The sequence below is a fragment of the Micromonospora okii genome (genome assembly GCF_020884795.1).
GTDB classification, from domain to species: domain Bacteria; phylum Actinomycetota; class Actinomycetes; order Mycobacteriales; family Micromonosporaceae; genus Micromonospora; species Micromonospora okii.
On record NZ_BBZF01000021.1, the window covers coordinates 21,890 to 36,780 of the forward strand.

Genomic DNA, 14,891 nt, shown 5'->3' on the forward strand with positions numbered 1-14,891 from the left:
CATGCCCCCATCCTCGGGCGGCCCGCTGTGCCCCACCTCGGCGTGTCCTGTGTGCCGGCTGTGCGAGCCGGGCCGGGGCGGGCCGAACCGGGCCAGGGGCTAGCCGGGCCGGGGCGGGCGTCGACGGGCTCACTCCGTCACGCCGAACGGGTCGGTGCGGACGAAGCGCATGGTCCAGGTGCCGGTGTCGTCGCGGCGGTCCCGCCGGTAGAGGTGGTCCGCCCCCGCGCCGACCGGCCCCGCCGCCCCCTCCGGGTGGCGCAGCACCCAGCGCGGTGGGGGCGCGCCGTCGGGCCCGGCCGGCACCCCGCGCACCAGTCCCCCGGCGGGCCCGTCGACGAACCGCACGGTCACCTCGGCCATCGCCCCTCCGTACCGCCACCGTGGCCCGGGTCGACCTCCCCGGGTGGAAGCTACCGCACCCGGCGGCGTGGCGGTGCCGCCACGACGACGGTTTGCCCTGTCGGGAGGTCGGGTACCGGGGCGGGAAGCGCGAACGGCCGGGCCCGGCGGCCCGCGCCAGTGAGACGAGGAGCGGTCGATGAGGACGCTGGACGGGCGGTACCAGCTCGAACAGCGCATCGGCGTCGGCGGGATGTCGGAGGTCTGGCGGGCCCACGACACGGTGCTGGACCGGCCGGTCGCGGTGAAGCTCATCTCCCCCGGACTGGGCGAGGACGCCTCGGAGGAGCGCATCCGGGCCGAGGCCCGCTCGGCGGCCCGCCTGGTGCACCCGAACGTGGCCAGCGTGCACGACTTCGGCACGGCCCCGGCGCTGCCCGGCAGGACGCTGCCGTACATCGTGATGGAGCTGGCGGAGGGGGAGACCCTCGCCGCGCACCTGCGCGCCGGGCCACTGGACTGGCGCATCGCGGTGCGGGTGTGCGCCGAGATCGCCGCGGCGCTCGCCGCCGCGCACGCCCACGGCATCGTGCACCGCGACGTGAAGCCGGCCAACGTGATGCTCACGCCCAGCGGGGTGAAGGTGCTGGACTTCGGCATCGCCACCCCGGCCGGCGAGCCCGACGAGCTGCCCGACGGCATGGTGGTGGGCACCCCCGCGTACCTCGCCCCGGAGCAGCTCGACCGGCAGCCCGCCACCCCGGCCGCCGACATGTACGCCCTGGGGGTGCTGCTCTACTACTGCCTCGCCGGGCGGCTGCCGTACCAGGCCGACACCGCCACCGCGCTGCTCGGCGCGCGCCGCCGCCAGCCGCCCGCGCCGCTGCCGCCGGTCGACGGCCTGCCGGCGGAGGTGGCCGAGCTGTGCCAGCAGCTCATGGCCGACGAGCCGGCCCTTCGGCCCACGAGCCTGATGGCCGCGCTGCTGCTGGCCGAGGCGGTCGACGCCCGGGTCTACGTGCCGATGCTCGCCGCGCTTCCGCCCCGGCAGCGCTCCCACCAGGTCTCCCCGTGGACCGAGGAGGCCGCCGCCGAGGCGACCCGGCCGGCGTCGCTCGAGGGGACGGCCGGCGCGGGCTGGCACGGCGCCCCCTGACGACGCTCCCCACGCCGGGCGCCCGCGCCGGCACCCGCCGGTTTCGCCGGGTGCGGGCCGGGTAGCCGGGCGGGTGACTGAGGGGGGAACGCGATGCCGGATCCGAACTCCTGGCCGCACGAGGCCACCGCGACCGCGGAGGGCGGTCACGTCCGCACCGACGACGGGGGGCTCTCCACCGCCCTGGCCTCGCCGTTGGCGCCGCACTGCACGGGCCTGACGCCGGAGCAGCTCCTGGCGGCGGCGTTCGCGTCCTGTCTGCACCACGCCGCCGTCGAGGCGGCCGGGCAGATCACCGACGAGGCGCACACCGTGCAGGTCCGCGCCGCCGCCCGGCTGGGGCGCGACGACGACGGGCGGTACCGGGCCGACGTGCACGCCTCCATCTCCTCGGCCGGGCTGAGCCGGCAGCAGCTCGCCGAGCTGGTCGAGCACGCCGACCGGCTCTGGCCCTTCTCCAGCGGCGACAGCACCCGGCACCGGCTCACGGTGGCCCCGGCGGAGAACGGCCGGCGCTAGGCTCCCCGCCGCGGGGTGGGCCCGCCGGGCCGGGGCACCCCGTCGAACCGGGTAGTCGACCATCGTCCGAAGGAACGATTCGGGCGGATGGCGCGTGACGGGCGGGCGACGCCCGGCGGGATGACCGAATCCACGCCCTAAATCGGTTATAGCGGCAGGAGGGCGACAGGCCGGAATAATTCGCTTGATCCGCTCTAGCGGCTTTTGCCCCGTCGGAAAGCCGCCAAATGTGGCGCACACCACCAACCGCCCCCGATGGCGGGGCGGGTGAATCTCTCTAGCCTCGGCAGGTGCACGCCGACGACCCCGCTGAGCAGAAGCAGACCCGACGCCGACCGGATGGCCGTTCGACCGATGCCACCTCCACCGGCCGGACCGCCGGCCGGCACCGCCGCCCCGACCCACCCCGCCGCCATCGCCGGGCACTGCTCGGGTCGACCCCGGCGCGCGTGGCCCTGGCCACCGGCGTGAGCTGTTGCCTCGGCGTCGCCGCCTTCGCCGCCGTGCGGCAGGCCGACGACGCCCCCGAACCCGTTCGCGAGGCCCTCGCCGACCGCGCCGCGGCTGCCGCCGAGGCCGAGCAGCGCGCCTCCCGGTCCCTCGACCGCTCGCCGGCCACCCCGGTGACCCTCCCGCCCAGCCCGACGGCGAGCCCGCTCCCGAGCCCCACCGGCAAGCCGCCCCGGCCGCGCCCGGTGGCCGGCCTCAGCCGGCTCCAGATGGACAATGCCGAGACCATCGTCGAGGTGGGCCGGGACCTGGGGCTGCCCCGCCGGGCCCTGGTGGTGGCGCTGGCCACCGCCATGCAGGAGAGCGACCTGCACAACCTGGCCAGCGACGTGCTCCCCGAGTCGCGCCGGTACCCGCACCAGGGCAGCGGCTCCGACCACGACTCCGTCGGGCTGTTCCAGCAGCGCCCCAGCAGCGGCTGGGGCAGCGTCCGGGAGCTGATGCGGCCGGCGTACGCGGCCCGGGTCTTCTACGAGGCCCTGCGGGACGTCCCCGGCTGGGAGCGGATGAGCGTGACCGCCGCCGCCCAGTCCGTACAGGTCTCGGCGTACCCCCGCGCGTACGCGCGACACGAGCGGCGGGCCACGGCGGTGGTCGCGGCGCTGACCTGAGCCGCTCAGGGCACCCGGCTATTCCGCTCCCCCGGCGGCTCCACGCCGGCCGCCGCCCTGGTCGTCGGCACCCCGCCGGGCGGCACGGCCGCCGCGGCCGTCGGCGTGTCCGCCGCCACCGGCGCCTCGGCGAGGATCTCGTCCGCCCGGGCCTCCCGGCGACGGCGCTGCGCCAGGGCGGCCTCGAAATCGCGGCGGGCGTGGACCGCCTCGGTGTAGACCTGCTCGCGGATCCGCCGGGCCTCCTCGCGGGCCGCGTCGAGCTCGTACCGCGCCCGCGCCAGGAGCTCGGCGGCCTCCCGCTCGACGTCCCCCGACGCCGCAGCCCGGCCGTCGGCGGACGGACGCCCGACCAGGTCGCACAGGCCGGCGGCCTCGTCCCGGAGCAGCTCCCAGTCCCGGCCCGCGCCGGTGGCGCCCTCCGCCCGCGCCGCGAGCCGGCTCAGCCGGACCGCCAGGGCGTCGAGGCAGGCGTCGACCTGCCGCCGGTCGTAGCCGAACTCCACGACGGAGAACCTCATGCTGTCGCCCCCCAGGCAGCCGGGTGTCACCCCCCGATCCTCGCCGCGCGCGGCGACCGGCGCGGGCGTTCGGGAAAATCGTTCGGCTTCTGCGGGGCACCGTTCCGCGGCCGTAGGGACGCGGAGGGGCCCGCTCAGGCCCGCTTGGGCAGCACCACGACCCGGCCGAAGAACTCGTCGATGCGGCGCACGACGTCGTTGAAGTCGTCCAGGTCTATCGGCTTCGTCACGTACGCGTTGGCCTGGAGGGTGTAGCTGCCCACGATGTCGGTGTCGGCGTTGGAGGTGGTGAGCACGACGATCGGGATGGTCCGCAGGTCGTCGTCCTGCTTGACCTCGCCGAGCACCTGCCGCCCGTCCATCCGGGGCATGTTCAGGTCGAGCAGGATGACGTCGGGCCGGTGGGCCTCGGTGTGCCGGCCCTCCTGGCGCAGGAACTCCATCGCCTCCTGGCCGTCGCTGACCACGTCGATGACCTTGTCGACGTCGGAGTCGGCGAGCGCCTCCTCGATCATCAGGACGTCGCCGGGGTCGTCGTCGACCACGAGGATACGAACGGGGCCGGGAGTGCTTCCAGCCATGACAGACCTGCCTCGGGTTGACGCGGACGGCGACCTCGCGGCCACCTGCTGGCGGGGAAATCTAGCCCATCAGGGGGCGGACCGTGCTGTCGGGTGGCCCGTGTCGGGCTGGTAGCCCAGCACCTCGGCCAGCCCTGTCACCCTCAACACGCGCTCGACCCGCCCGGTGGCGTTGGTGACCCGCAGCCAGCCGCCCTGGGCCGCCGCGCGGTTGTCGCCCCGCACGAACGCGGCGATCCCCGTGGAGTCGCAGAAGGTCAGCTCGGTGAGGTCGACCAGCAGGTGGTGCGCGCCGGACTCGGCGAGCCGGTCGAGCGCCGCGTTGAGCTCTCCGGCGGTGCTCATGTCGAGCTCGCCGGCGAGTCGCAGGCACGCCCCGGCGCCGTCCCGCTGGGCGTACGTGACGGTGAACGTCACCTGGTTCCTCCCGCTTCACCGCAGGCTGATGCTTGCAGTGGAGCAAGTATAAGCAGGACGGCCCCGGGGCCGGCGCGGGCGCGCCCGCGCGTCAGACCAGCGCGCGCGCCGCGCCGAGGAAGCGCGCCGCGCGCGGGAAGTCGCGCAGCTCCCCCGCGTAGTGCGCGAGCGTGAGCCCGACGGAGGCCGCCGGCACGCCCCGGCTGACCAGGATGCCGACCAGCCACTCGACGAACTCGGTGAACAGCGAGGGGTCGTCGACGTAGACGGCGGCGGCGAGGAAGTCCACGATGTAGCCCAGGTCGCTGACGGTGGAGTCGAGCTGCGCCGGGGAGTACTTCCGCATCCCGGCAAACCGTTCCCGCAGGGCGCACAGGGCGCTCTCGATCAGCTCTCCGCGCCGTTTCGTGAGGCCCGCGTACTCGTCGTCGGCGAGCAGGGACACATCGGCCGGGGCGACCCGACGCAGCGCGCGCTCGTCGGCGACCAGGTCGGCGGCGGCGGGCGCGTCGGGAGCCCAGGCCATCCCGAGCCGGCGGGCCCACCGTCCGTCCTGGCCGAAGCCCCGGCCGCCCACCACCACCGGCACGTCGGAGCGGCGGCACGCCTCCACCATGCGGTGCGCGTGCGGCAGCCGCATCGGCAGCGCGCAGGCCAGGGCGACCGCGTGCGCGTCGTGCCGGTGCAGGTACGACACCAGGTGCGCCGCCGGCACGCTGGCCCCGAGGAAGGTGACCTGCCAGCCGCGCAGCCGCAGCACCTCGGCGACCAGCCGGGGCGGCAGGGCGTGCCACTCGCCGTCCATGCACGCCACCACGATGCGGCCCCGGGTGGGGTGCGGGTTGGCGTGGGCGGCCACGGCGGCCACGACCCGCTCGCTGATGTGGGTGGCCGCGTGCTCCTGGGCGACGCTCCAGGCGTTGCGCGCCCAGCGCTCCCCCACCTCCGCCTGCGCGGGGGCCACCAGGTCGAGCAGCACCCGCTCGGCGGGCACCCCGGCGTCGACCAGCCCGAGGGCCACGTCGACGGCCGCGTACTCGTCGGCCTCGGCGAGGGCGTCGAGGAAGCCGTGGTAGGCGTCGGCCGGCGACAGGGCGGGCGCGGGGGCGGTGGTGGGGACGGTCACGCGGGCTTCTCCTCGGGTCGTCCGGTCAGTGGCGCAGGGCGGGCACCGCGTGCAGGTGCCGCATCGACCGGCCCTGCGGCCCGGTGGCGCGCAGCGCGAGCACCGCGATGTCGTCGTGGTCGCCGTGGGCGAGCCAGTCGCAGGTCACCTGCTCGACCCGCTCGGCCAGCGCCGGGGCGGGCATCCGCTGGCACCCGGTGATCGTGTGGACCAGCCGGTCGGCGCCGAACTGCTCGTCGCCGCGCCGGCCGCCGCGGGCCTCGGTCACGCCGTCGCTGTAGAGCAGGCAGGTCTCGCCCGGCGCCAGCTCGACGGACACCTCGCCGACGCGCGGGTCCGGCACCACGCCGATCAGCATGCCGCGCAGCCCCACCGGCTCCACCTCGCCGGAGGCGCGCAGCACGAGTGGGGGCAGGTGGCCGCCGCCGGACATGGAGAGGGTCAGCCCGCCGTCGCCCCGGGGGCGCGCCACGCCGAGCACGATGGTGGCGAAGCGCCCCTGGCCGTTGGCCTGGGTGGTCTCCAGCAGCGCGTCGTTGAGCAGCCGCAGCAGCCGGCCGGGGTGCGCCTCGACCCGGTGCAGCGCCTGGAGGCACTGGCGCAACTGGCCCGTGAAGACCGCCGCCTCGACGCCCTTGCCGGAGACGTCGCCGAGGAAGAACACCGAGCCGCCGTCGGGCAGCCGGTGGGAGCCGTAGAAGTCCCCGCCGATGCGCAGGCCGGCCTGCGCCGGCCGGTACGCCGTGCCCCACTGCACGCCGGCCGCCTCGGCCGGCTCGACCGGCACCAGGCTGGCCTGGAGGGTGTCGGCGACCTCGGCCTGGTCGCGGTAGAGCACGGCGGTGGTCAGGGCGGCGCCGGCCCGGGCCGCGAACGCGCGGACCAGCTCGACGTCCGCCTCGTCGTAGTAGCGGCAGGCGCCCCGGGCGACCAGCAGCACCCCGGCCGGCAGGTCCCGCCCCGGCAGCGGCACCACCCGGACGCTGACGTCGGCGGCGGTGACGCCGGTCAGCCAGCCCGCGTCGACGGCCTGCTCGACCAGCCAGTCCGGCACCTGCGGCTCGAAGCCGGCGAGGCCCTCGTCGACGGCCGCCGGCAGGTCGGCGGCGCTGAGCACCCCGACGTCCACGGACGGGGCCCCGTCGTCGGCGCGGGTGGCCCGCCACCAGCGGGCCCGGCCGGAGCGGGGCGCGAGCACCAGCACGGCCACGTCGGCGAGGGTCGGCACGGCGAGCCGGGCCACCGCGGCGGCGGCCCGGTCGGGGTGCAGCGGGTTGCCGAGCTTCTCCCCCACCCGGGCCAGGAAGGCCGCGCGCGCCCGCTCGGCCAGCAGGGCGTCGGCGCGGGTGATGTTGTCGGTGACGTCCTCGACGTACCAGCAGCAGCCGCCGGTGGAGAGCGGCACCTGGCGGATGCGCAGCCGGCGGCCCCGGTGGCTGAACTCGTCGCCGTGGGTCGGGGCCCGCAGCCCCTCGACGCCGGAGGCCGCGAGCACCCGACCGACGGTCACCTCCGGCAGCAGCCGCTCGGCGACCGGGCTCAGGTGCCGCACCACGCCGGCGGTGTCGCAGACGACCAGGCCCTCGCGGAGGTGCTCGACGACCTCAGACCAGTCGAGGACGGGCGGACCCCGGTCGGGGGCCAGCGGTGGCAGCGCGCCAGCGGGCCGGACCGGGACGTCGGCGGACCACGCCGGGACACGTGTGCCCGACGTGGAGATCCGCCCGTCGCCCGGGTCCCAGTCCCTGACGCCGGCAGCAGTCACCAGTGGGGCTCCACTCCTTCTCGACATCGACCCGACACCCGCGGGCCGCCGTAAACGGCGTATGTGGTCCAATCTCCTCGCCCCACCCTACGCCGGTACGGCGGCACCGCCACCCTGCGGCCGTCCCGACCTGCCCGGTCCCGGCGTACCGGGCGGCGCGGGGCGGACGTTGTTACGATCCGAGTAACCCTGCCCGACCGGCAGGCCCGCGGAAAGGCGTGATCGTGGTGCCCCATGCGAGGAAGCCCGAGACGACACCGCTGATCATGGCCGTCGATCTGTCCGAGCCGGGCGCGCCCCTCATCCGGGTCGGTGGCGACCTCGCCTTCACCACCGCCGCGCCCCTGCGGCGCGAGGTGGACCGCCAGCTCGCCGAGCACCCCGCGGTGCTCGTGCTCGACTTCGCCGGCCTCGAGTTCATCGACAGCACCGGGCTGTCGGTGATCGTGCACGCGTGGCGCGACGGGCAGCAGTGCGGCACGACCGTCCGGCTCTCCTCGACCCCCCGGTTCCTGGACACGATCCTCGACATGACCGGCATCACCGGGCTGCTCGCCCGCCCCCTGCCCGACGGGGCGGAGCTCGGCCGGCCCGGGGAACAGCGCCCGGCGGCGTCGATCTGAACGCCCCCGACGATTCCGCGACCGGCCCCGGCGTCGACCCGGCGGCCCCCAGGAGTGTGCCCACCGCCGTGGACTGGGACCATGGACACATGTCCGCGCAGTTGTTGACCATCGAGGTCAGCCGGCTGGCCCCGGGGCGCGCCCGGCTCCGGCTGACCGGCGAGCTGGACTTCGACACCTCCCCCGCGCTCGTGGACGCCGCCGACGAGCTGCGCCGGGACGGCTACCACGAGCTGGACATCGACCTCAGCGGGGTTGGCCTCTGCGACTCCTCCGGGCTCAGCGCGCTGGTGGTGGTCCACCGCACGGGCGGCGGTCCGATCCGGTTGACCGGCACGAGCCCGTCGTTGCAGCAGTTGCTCGACCGCACGGGGCTCTCCGAGGTGCTCGCCACCCGGTCCGCCGGCCGGGCCGACCCCGGCGCCGAGGCGGCCGGCGCCCGCTGACGGCCGGTTCCGGCCCCCGCGCGCCGGCATCGCCCCTTGACCGGGGCGAGAGCGCCTCACCCGGCCCGGGCGAGCCCCCGCCGCCCTCCCGGCGCGACCCGCCCGCCCTCGTTTCGCCCCCGCGACGCCGGGAAGGCGACCGCGAGACAGCGCAGCGGAGAGGGAGCGAGGTGTGCCATGCGCAAGCAGATGGAGGGGGACAACCAGCGCCGCCGGGCGCTGGCCCGCCAGGCCCGCGAGCGCGGCCGGCAGGCCAGCGACACCGGCGCCAGCCTGAGCGCGTCCAAGCAGCTCACCCACCTGGACCGGGGCAAACGGGACGGGCCGCCCCCGGCCGGGCGGCACAAGCCGGACAGCACCCGGGGCGGGCCGAAACCGACGCCGGCCGCCCCGACGACGACCCCCGCCGCCCGGCCCCGCGCCGAACGCGGCCGGAGCGGCGCGCCGGGGGCCGTCGGGGTCGGCTACCGGGAACTGGTCGACGACGTCGGCCGGCGGGCCGGCGTGGACTTCCGCACCGCCAAGGTCGGGGCCGAGGCGACGGTGCTGGTGCTGGCCTGGGCGCTGGACCAGGCCGCGCGGGAGCGGCTGCTGGAGGCGGTGCCGGTGTCGCTGCACGACGTGGTGCCGGTCGACGGCATCGAGCGCCACGACGACCTGCCCGGCTTCCTCACCGAGGTGGCCCGGCTCAGCGGCCGCACCCCGGAACAGGCCCGGTACCAGGCGCAGGCGACGCTCGCCGCGCTGGCCGCCCGCGACGGCGACCTGGTGGACTCGCTGCGCGTACCGGACGGTCTGCGCGACCTGCTCGGCCCGGCGGCCGGCGGCGGCTGAGCCCGGCCCGGCGGGCCCCCGCGTTCGGCCCCGCCGGGGTGGGCCGCCGGCCACGGTGGCCGGGCCCCGCCAGTGGGACGCCGCGTCCGGCCTCGCCGCCGGCCACGGTGGCCGGGCCCCGCCGGTGGGGCGCCGCGTCCGCCGGCCACGGCGGTCGGGCCGCGCCCGGTGGGCCGGCGGCGCGGCGGGCGGTGGGCGTGGGCCGCCGTGGCCCGCCCGCCGGGGCGGCGGCTACGGTGCCGGGATGCACCCCGCCGCCGAGGGACCGGAGCTGGTGGTCGACCCGGACCGCCGCACCGGGCGCACCCTGCTCGCCGGGGGCGTCGCCCAGTCCTACGTGGACGTGACCGACCCGCGCCACCTGCACTTCGAGTACGTCCGCCGGATGGCCGCCGTGGTCGACCTCGCCGCGCCGCCCGGCGTCGCGGTGGAGGCGCTGCACCTCGGCGGCGGCGCGCTGACCCTGCCCCGCTACGTCGGGGCGACCCGCCCGGGCTCGGCGCAGCTCGTGGTGGAGCGCGACCCCGCCGTGGTCGAGCTGGTCCGCCGCGAGCTGCCCGCCCCGCCGCCGGGGGTACGCGTCGAGGTCGCCGACGCCCGCGACGCGGTGACGGCCGCCCCGCCCGGCCGGTACGACCTGGTGCTCGCTGACGTCTACCGGGCGGCCCGGATGCCGGGGCACGTGGCCGGCGTGGAGTTCGCCGCCGAGGCGGCCCGGGTGCTGCGCCCGGAGGGCATCCTGCTGGTCAACGTCACCGACCTGCCGCCGCTGGCGTTCACCCGCGCCCGGGTGGCCACCCTGCGCGCCGTCTTCGCCGACGTCTGCCTGGTCGCCGACCGGCGGATGCTGCGCGGCCGACGCTACGGCAACGTGGTGCTCGCCGCCGCGCTGCGGGCGGGCCGGCTGCCCGTGGGCCGGCTCGCCGCGCGGGCGGCCCGCGACCCGGTCCCGGGTGGCGTGCTGCACGGCCCGACCCTCGACGCGTTCGTCGGCGGCGCCGCCCCCGACACCGACGCGACCCTGAGCGGCTGAACCGGACCCGACACGACCCGCGTCGGCTGAGCCGCCCCCGACGCGGCCTGCGGCGACAGAGCTGGCCGGTCCCGGGCGACTGAGCTGGCCTGCCCCGGGCGGCCGAGGGGACCGGCCCGTCAGCGGCGGGCCGGGACCTCCGGGGACGTGCTCTCCAGCGGCACGGCGTCGGCGGGCACGAGGCCGAGCTGCATCGCGGGGCGGGGCAGGGTGGCGTCGAGCAGCCAGTCCGCGCCCACCCGCGCGCGGTTGCCCGGCATCGCCAGCAGGTGGTATCCCCTGGTGACGGCCTTGGCCGGCGGGCCCGACAGGGAGACCTTCAGCGGGTTCGCCGCCGCGTCCCAGCCGCCGAGGTCGACCACCCACCCCAGGTCGTGGTGCTTGTACGGGCGGCGGCGGCCGTGCCCGTAGGAGGCGGCGATGTTCTGCGCGGCCAGCTTGCCCTGGCGCTGGGCGTGCTGGGCCGTCATCGTGCAGATCTGCCCGGGGCGGGCCAGGTCGGGCACCGCCGCCGCGTCGCCGCAGGCGTACACCTCGGGGTAGCCGGGGACGGTGAGGTACTCGTCGACCACGAGGCGGCCCTTCTCGGTGCGCAGGCCCAGCTCCGCGACGAACGGGTCGGGGCGCACCCCGACGCACCAGACGAGGGCGCAGGTGGGCACGAACTCGCCGTCGGTGAGCCGCACCCCGTCCCGGGTGGCCTCCGCCACGGAGGTGCCCATCCGCACGTCCACCCCGCGCCGGCGCAGCACCCGGTCGGCGGTGCGCGACATCCGCTGGTCCAGCTCGGGCAGCACGCGGGGGGCCACGTCGAGCAGCATCCAGCGCGGCCGGATGTTCAGGTGCGGGCGCTGGGCGACCAGCCGGTCGGTGAAGAGCTGCCCGTGGGCGGCGACCTCCGTGCCGGTGTAGCCGGCGCCGACCACCACGAACGTCGTGCGGGCCCGCTGCTCGGCCGGGTCGTCGCTGACCTCCGCCAGCTCGATCTGGCGTACGACGTGGTCGTGCAGGTACAGCGCCTCGGGCATGCCGCGGAAGCCGTGGGCGTACTCGGTGACGCCGGGGATGGGCAGCAGCTTGTTGACGCTGCCGACGGCGAGCACCAGCCGGTCGTAGGCGAGCCGGCCGTGGTCGCCCTCGGGCGTGGCGTAGCCGACCCAGCGGTTGCGCAGGTCGACCCGGTCGGCCTCGCCGACGACGACCCGCACGCCGTCGAGGGTGCCGGTCAGCGGCACGGAGACCCGGGTGGGTTCGATCACCCCGGCGGCCACCTCGGGCAGCAGCGGCAGGTAGAGGAAGTAGTCGGTCGAGTTCAGCAGCACGATCTCGGCCCGGTGCCGGGCGATCCGGCTCAACGTCTTCGCCGCGTGGTAACCGGCGAACCCGGCCCCCACGATCACCACACGAGGTTTCGTCATGCCGGGTGCTTCCCGCCGCCGGCCCCGGCAAACGCCGCGACGCGTCAGAGCGGGCGGGGGTACGGCTGGTCGGGCGGCAGCGGTATCCCCAGGTACGTGGCGCCGCGCAGGTCCAGCCAGGCCCGCTGGGGCGTGCGGACCAGCCGCAGCATCACCCCCTGGCAGGCCGGGCAGCGCGCCACCAGGCCGGGGGCGTGTGGGTAGACGTGCAGGCCGGCCATCGGGCCGGTCGTCCCGCACGCCTCGCAGCGCCCCGTGGCGGCGCTGAGGTCGACGGCGAACAGCTCGCGCAGCGGGCCGTCGAGCATGTTGCCGTCCAGGTACGACATCTCGGTCATCGGTTCTCCTCGCAGGTGCGGCCTAGCCGGTCGGGCCGAACCGCTCGGTGCGGACCCGCCGGGGCTGGTGACCCAGGCCGACCAGCAGGTCCGCCACCGTCTCCACGAAGCCGGTCGGCCCGCAGACGTAGCACAGCGGCTCCAGGTCGGCCGGCCAGCCGTGGGTGTTCACGTCGGCCGGGCCGATGCGGTGCGGCTCGCCCCGCCACCGGACGGGCGCGGCCCGGGTGTACACGTACGTCACGTCGAGGCCCCGGTCGTCGCGGGCGCGGCGGCGCAGCTCGTCGGCGTAGAACACGTCCTCGGGGGTGCGCGCCGAGTAGATCAGCCGGAACGGCGTCCGGCTGCCCGCCGCCCGCCGGGCCCGGGCCATCGCCATCAACGGCACCACGCCCGAGCCGCCGGCGACCAGCAGCACCGGCGCGGTGTCGGCGGCCCGCCAGACGAACCAGCCGCCGACCGGGCCGCGCACCTCCACCGGGTCGCCCGGGGCCCAGACGTCGATCAGGTACGGCGACACCTCGCCGTCGGGCACCCGCTGCACGGTCAGCTCGATGCGCTCCCCGTCCGCCGGGGCGGCGAGGGAGTACGAGCGGGCGGCCTGGTACCCGTCGGCGGCGGTGAGCCGGACGTCGACGTGCTGGCCGGGCAGGTGCCCCGGCCAGCCGGGCACGTCGAGGACGAGGGTCCGGGCGGTCGGCGTCTCGGCCCGGCGCTCGACGAGCCGGGCCACCCGCCAGGTCAGCGGCGGGGCGTTCAATCGCCGGCGTAGCGCTGCTCGCGCCACGGGTCGCCGTAGTCGTGGTATCCGGCGGTCTCCCAGAAGCCGGGCTCGTCGGTGGTGCCCAGCCGGATGCCGCGCACCCACTTCGCGGACTTCCAGAAGTACAGGTGGGGCACGAGCAGCCGGGCCGGGCCGCCGTGCTCGGCGGGCAGGTCACCGCCGTCGTAGCGGTGCACCACCCAGGCCCGCCCGCCGCGCAGGTCGGCCATCGGCAGGTTGGTGGAGTACCCGCCGTACGAGTGGACCAGCGCGTACGCCGCGCCCGTGTCGACGCCGTCGAGCAGCACGTCCAGGGAGACGCCCTGCCAGGTGGTGCCGAGCTTCGACCAGCGGGTGACGCAGTGGATGTCGACCGTCGGGGTGTCCTGCGGCAGGGCGGTGAACTCCGCCCAGGACCAGCGGTACTCCGCGCCCGCCTCGGTGGTGACGACGAACTCCCAGGTCTCCGGCCCCACCTTCGGCGTCGGGCCGGCGGAGAGCACCGGGAAGTCCTCGGTCAGGTACTGGCCCGGTGGCAGGGCCGGCTGCGCCGAGCGGGGGCGGCCCTGGAAGCCCGGTGACACGATGCCCACGCCTCAGTCGTACCACCTGCGGCGACGCGGCGGAGCCGGATCGCCGGCAGCGGCGGGCGCGGGTCGGGCCGGAGCCCCGCCCGCGCCGCCGGCCGCGCGGCGTCAGCCCCGGGGGGCGACGATCTCCTTGTCGCCGGAGCCGGCGTTGCGGGTGGCGCGGAGGCTGGTCAGGGTGACGACGACCAGCACGCCGATGATCACGCCGAGGGAGGCCAGCGTGGGGATCTCCGGCACGCCCGGCCAGATGCCGTGCGCCCAGTGCAGGCCGAGCTTCAGGCCGATGAAGGCGAGGATGATCGCCAGGCCGTAGCTGAGGTGGACGAGCCGGCTCAGCGCGGCGTGCAGCACGAAGTAGAGCGCGCGCAGGCCGAGCAGGGCGAAGGCGTTGGTGGCGAAGACGAGGTACGGGTCCTCGGTGATGCCGTACACGGCGGGCACGGAGTCGACGGCGAAGACGATGTCGGTGCCGAGCACCGCGACCACCACGAGGGCGAAGGGGGTCAGCGCCCGGCGGCCCTGCTGCCGGACGGTCAGCCGGGGGCCGTGGTACTCCTCGACGACCGGCATGATCTTGCGCAGCAGCCGCACCGACCGCATCTTGTTGATGTCCACCTCCTGCTCGTGACCGGTGAGGGCGTCGCGGAGCAGCTTGACGGCGGTGAAGATCAGGATGAGCGCGAAGATCAGGAAGGCGAAGTCGAGGGTCTGCAGCGCCGCCGCGCCGAGGGCGATGAAGACCGCCCGCAGCACCAGCGCCCCGGCGATGCCGTAGAGCAGCACCCGCTGGGCCAGCTCCGTGGGCACCGCGAACGCGGCCAGCAGCAGCATGAAGACGAAGAGGTTGTCGACCGAGAGCGACTTCTCGACCAGGTACCCGGTCAGGTACTCGACACCCTGCTGGGAGCCGAAGCGGGACCAGACCCAGGCGCCGAAGGCCAGCGGCAGGGCGATGTAGAAGGCGGACCAGCCGAGCGCTTCCTTGATCGACACCTCGTGCGGCTTGCGGGTGACGATGAAGTCCAGCACCAGCAGGGCGATCACCCCGGCGATGGTGATGGCCCAGAGCGAGGGCGTGCCGACAGACGACAGCTCACCTGCAGACAGATAGGACAATTCGGTCATGGAGTCTCCTCGAACACCCTGGCATGTTCGAGGTCTCCTTCACCCACGTTTCGCGTGGGCAACCACCCGAGGCATGCTCCGGGCACGCCGTACTGACCGGAATGGTTCGTGGGAAGTACTCCCCTCGTGCGACCAGGTTAGGTCAGCCTCCGCCGACTCGCCAAGCCACCACC

General features: G+C 76.1%; 17 protein-coding genes and 1 pseudogene. 7 read left to right on the forward strand and 11 right to left on the reverse strand.

The window, feature by feature from the left end; translation table 11 throughout:
- Positions 1-129: 129 nt before the first annotated feature.
- Complete coding sequence (locus LPU43_RS20110) at positions 130-363, reverse strand: DUF8847 domain-containing protein (RefSeq protein ID WP_229402033.1); 234 nt, start codon at positions 361-363, stop codon at positions 130-132.
- 178 nt (positions 364-541) lie between these two features.
- Here LPU43_RS20110 and LPU43_RS20115 point away from each other — a divergent pair, with 178 nt between their 5' ends.
- The 3 genes from LPU43_RS20115 to LPU43_RS20125 all read left to right on the forward strand — a co-directional run bounded on the left by LPU43_RS20115 (position 542) and on the right by LPU43_RS20125 (position 3,138).
- On the forward strand, positions 542-1,498 hold the full coding sequence (locus LPU43_RS20115; protein WP_229402034.1) for a serine/threonine-protein kinase: 957 nt from the start codon (positions 542-544) through the stop codon (positions 1,496-1,498).
- A gap of 93 nt (positions 1,499-1,591) precedes the next feature.
- Positions 1,592-2,017, forward strand: a complete 426-nt coding sequence (locus LPU43_RS20120; RefSeq protein WP_229402035.1) for an OsmC family protein — start codon at positions 1,592-1,594, stop codon at positions 2,015-2,017.
- Positions 2,018-2,307: 290 nt separating this feature from the next.
- Positions 2,308-3,138, forward strand: coding sequence for a hypothetical protein (locus LPU43_RS20125; RefSeq protein WP_229402036.1), 831 nt, complete (start codon positions 2,308-2,310; stop codon positions 3,136-3,138).
- 5 nt (positions 3,139-3,143) lie between these two features.
- On the opposite strand, the gene LPU43_RS20130 is transcribed toward LPU43_RS20125, so the two are convergent.
- From LPU43_RS20130 to LPU43_RS20150, 5 genes are all read right to left on the reverse strand, one after another.
- On the reverse strand, positions 3,144-3,659 hold the full coding sequence (locus tag LPU43_RS20130; protein WP_229402037.1) for an ATPase: 516 nt from the start codon (positions 3,657-3,659) through the stop codon (positions 3,144-3,146).
- Positions 3,660-3,793: 134 nt separating this feature from the next.
- Entirely contained in the window at positions 3,794-4,240 is a 447-nt protein-coding gene (locus LPU43_RS20135) for a response regulator (RefSeq protein ID WP_229402038.1), read from the reverse strand.
- Between the two features lie 69 nt (positions 4,241-4,309).
- A complete protein-coding gene (locus LPU43_RS20140) occupies positions 4,310-4,657 on the reverse strand; it encodes an STAS domain-containing protein (protein WP_229402039.1) in 348 nt (115 codons plus the stop codon).
- 91 nt (positions 4,658-4,748) lie between these two features.
- Positions 4,749-5,783, reverse strand: coding sequence for a cobalamin B12-binding domain-containing protein (locus LPU43_RS20145; protein ID WP_229402040.1), 1,035 nt, complete (start codon positions 5,781-5,783; stop codon positions 4,749-4,751).
- 25 nt (positions 5,784-5,808) lie between these two features.
- A complete protein-coding gene (locus LPU43_RS20150; RefSeq protein ID WP_229402041.1) occupies positions 5,809-7,548 on the reverse strand; it encodes a PP2C family protein-serine/threonine phosphatase in 1,740 nt (579 codons plus the stop codon).
- Positions 7,549-7,814: 266 nt separating this feature from the next.
- Between LPU43_RS20150 and LPU43_RS20155 the strand changes: the two genes are divergently transcribed.
- The 4 genes and pseudogenes from LPU43_RS20155 (at position 7,815) to LPU43_RS20170 (ending at position 10,484) form a co-directional block, all read left to right on the forward strand.
- Positions 7,815-8,171 carry an STAS domain-containing protein gene (locus LPU43_RS20155; protein WP_229402042.1) on the forward strand — a complete coding sequence of 119 codons (357 nt, stop codon included), beginning with the start codon at positions 7,815-7,817 and terminating at the stop codon, positions 8,169-8,171.
- Positions 8,172-8,260: 89 nt separating this feature from the next.
- The gene (locus LPU43_RS20160) at positions 8,261-8,617 is read left to right on the forward strand and encodes an STAS domain-containing protein (protein WP_229402043.1); all 357 of its coding nucleotides are present in this window, start codon (positions 8,261-8,263) and stop codon (positions 8,615-8,617) included.
- A gap of 177 nt (positions 8,618-8,794) precedes the next feature.
- A pseudogene (locus LPU43_RS20165) lies at positions 8,795-9,448 on the forward strand (DUF2267 domain-containing protein); the annotation flags it as partial.
- A gap of 247 nt (positions 9,449-9,695) precedes the next feature.
- On the forward strand, positions 9,696-10,484 hold the full coding sequence (locus LPU43_RS20170; protein WP_229402044.1) for a spermidine synthase: 789 nt from the start codon (positions 9,696-9,698) through the stop codon (positions 10,482-10,484).
- Positions 10,485-10,603: 119 nt separating this feature from the next.
- Here LPU43_RS20170 and LPU43_RS20175 read toward each other — a convergent pair whose 3' ends face one another.
- From LPU43_RS20175 to LPU43_RS20195, 5 genes are all read right to left on the reverse strand, one after another.
- The gene (locus tag LPU43_RS20175) at positions 10,604-11,902 is read right to left on the reverse strand and encodes an NAD(P)/FAD-dependent oxidoreductase (protein WP_229402045.1); all 1,299 of its coding nucleotides are present in this window, start codon (positions 11,900-11,902) and stop codon (positions 10,604-10,606) included.
- Between the two features lie 44 nt (positions 11,903-11,946).
- Entirely contained in the window at positions 11,947-12,240 is a 294-nt protein-coding gene (locus LPU43_RS20180; protein ID WP_229402046.1) for a DUF6510 family protein, read from the reverse strand.
- A gap of 22 nt (positions 12,241-12,262) precedes the next feature.
- Positions 12,263-13,000 (reverse strand): ferredoxin reductase, encoded by a 738-nt coding sequence (locus tag LPU43_RS20185; protein WP_229402047.1) that lies wholly within the window; start codon positions 12,998-13,000, stop codon positions 12,263-12,265.
- Positions 12,997-13,587 (reverse strand): sulfite oxidase-like oxidoreductase, encoded by a 591-nt coding sequence (locus tag LPU43_RS20190; protein WP_229402192.1) that lies wholly within the window; start codon positions 13,585-13,587, stop codon positions 12,997-12,999. Before LPU43_RS20190 ends, LPU43_RS20185 begins: the two co-directional genes overlap by 4 nt.
- Positions 13,588-13,698: 111 nt before the next feature.
- Positions 13,699-14,718: a TerC/Alx family metal homeostasis membrane protein gene (locus LPU43_RS20195; RefSeq protein ID WP_229402048.1), complete on the reverse strand. Its 1,020-nt coding sequence runs from the start codon at positions 14,716-14,718 to the stop codon at positions 13,699-13,701.
- Between the last annotated feature and the right edge of the window lie 173 nt (positions 14,719-14,891).

Coding starts and splice junctions, on each gene's coding strand:
- LPU43_RS20155 (WP_229402042.1), top strand. CDS start 7,815: ATGGCCGTCGATCTGTCCGAGCCGGGCGCGCCCCTCATCCGGGTCGGT.
- LPU43_RS20170 (WP_229402044.1), top strand. CDS start 9,696: ATGCACCCCGCCGCCGAGGGACCGGAGCTGGTGGTCGACCCGGACCGC.
- LPU43_RS20115 (WP_229402034.1), top strand. CDS start 542: ATGAGGACGCTGGACGGGCGGTACCAGCTCGAACAGCGCATCGGCGTC.
- LPU43_RS20120 (WP_229402035.1), top strand. CDS start 1,592: ATGCCGGATCCGAACTCCTGGCCGCACGAGGCCACCGCGACCGCGGAG.
- LPU43_RS20110 (WP_229402033.1), bottom strand. CDS start 363: ATGGCCGAGGTGACCGTGCGGTTCGTCGACGGGCCCGCCGGGGGACTG.
- LPU43_RS20195 (WP_229402048.1), bottom strand. CDS start 14,718: ATGACCGAATTGTCCTATCTGTCTGCAGGTGAGCTGTCGTCTGTCGGC.
- LPU43_RS20130 (WP_229402037.1), bottom strand. CDS start 3,659: ATGAGGTTCTCCGTCGTGGAGTTCGGCTACGACCGGCGGCAGGTCGAC.
- LPU43_RS20180 (WP_229402046.1), bottom strand. CDS start 12,240: ATGACCGAGATGTCGTACCTGGACGGCAACATGCTCGACGGCCCGCTG.
- LPU43_RS20135 (WP_229402038.1), bottom strand. CDS start 4,240: ATGGCTGGAAGCACTCCCGGCCCCGTTCGTATCCTCGTGGTCGACGAC.
- LPU43_RS20175 (WP_229402045.1), bottom strand. CDS start 11,902: ATGACGAAACCTCGTGTGGTGATCGTGGGGGCCGGGTTCGCCGGTTAC.
- LPU43_RS20160 (WP_229402043.1), top strand. CDS start 8,261: ATGTCCGCGCAGTTGTTGACCATCGAGGTCAGCCGGCTGGCCCCGGGG.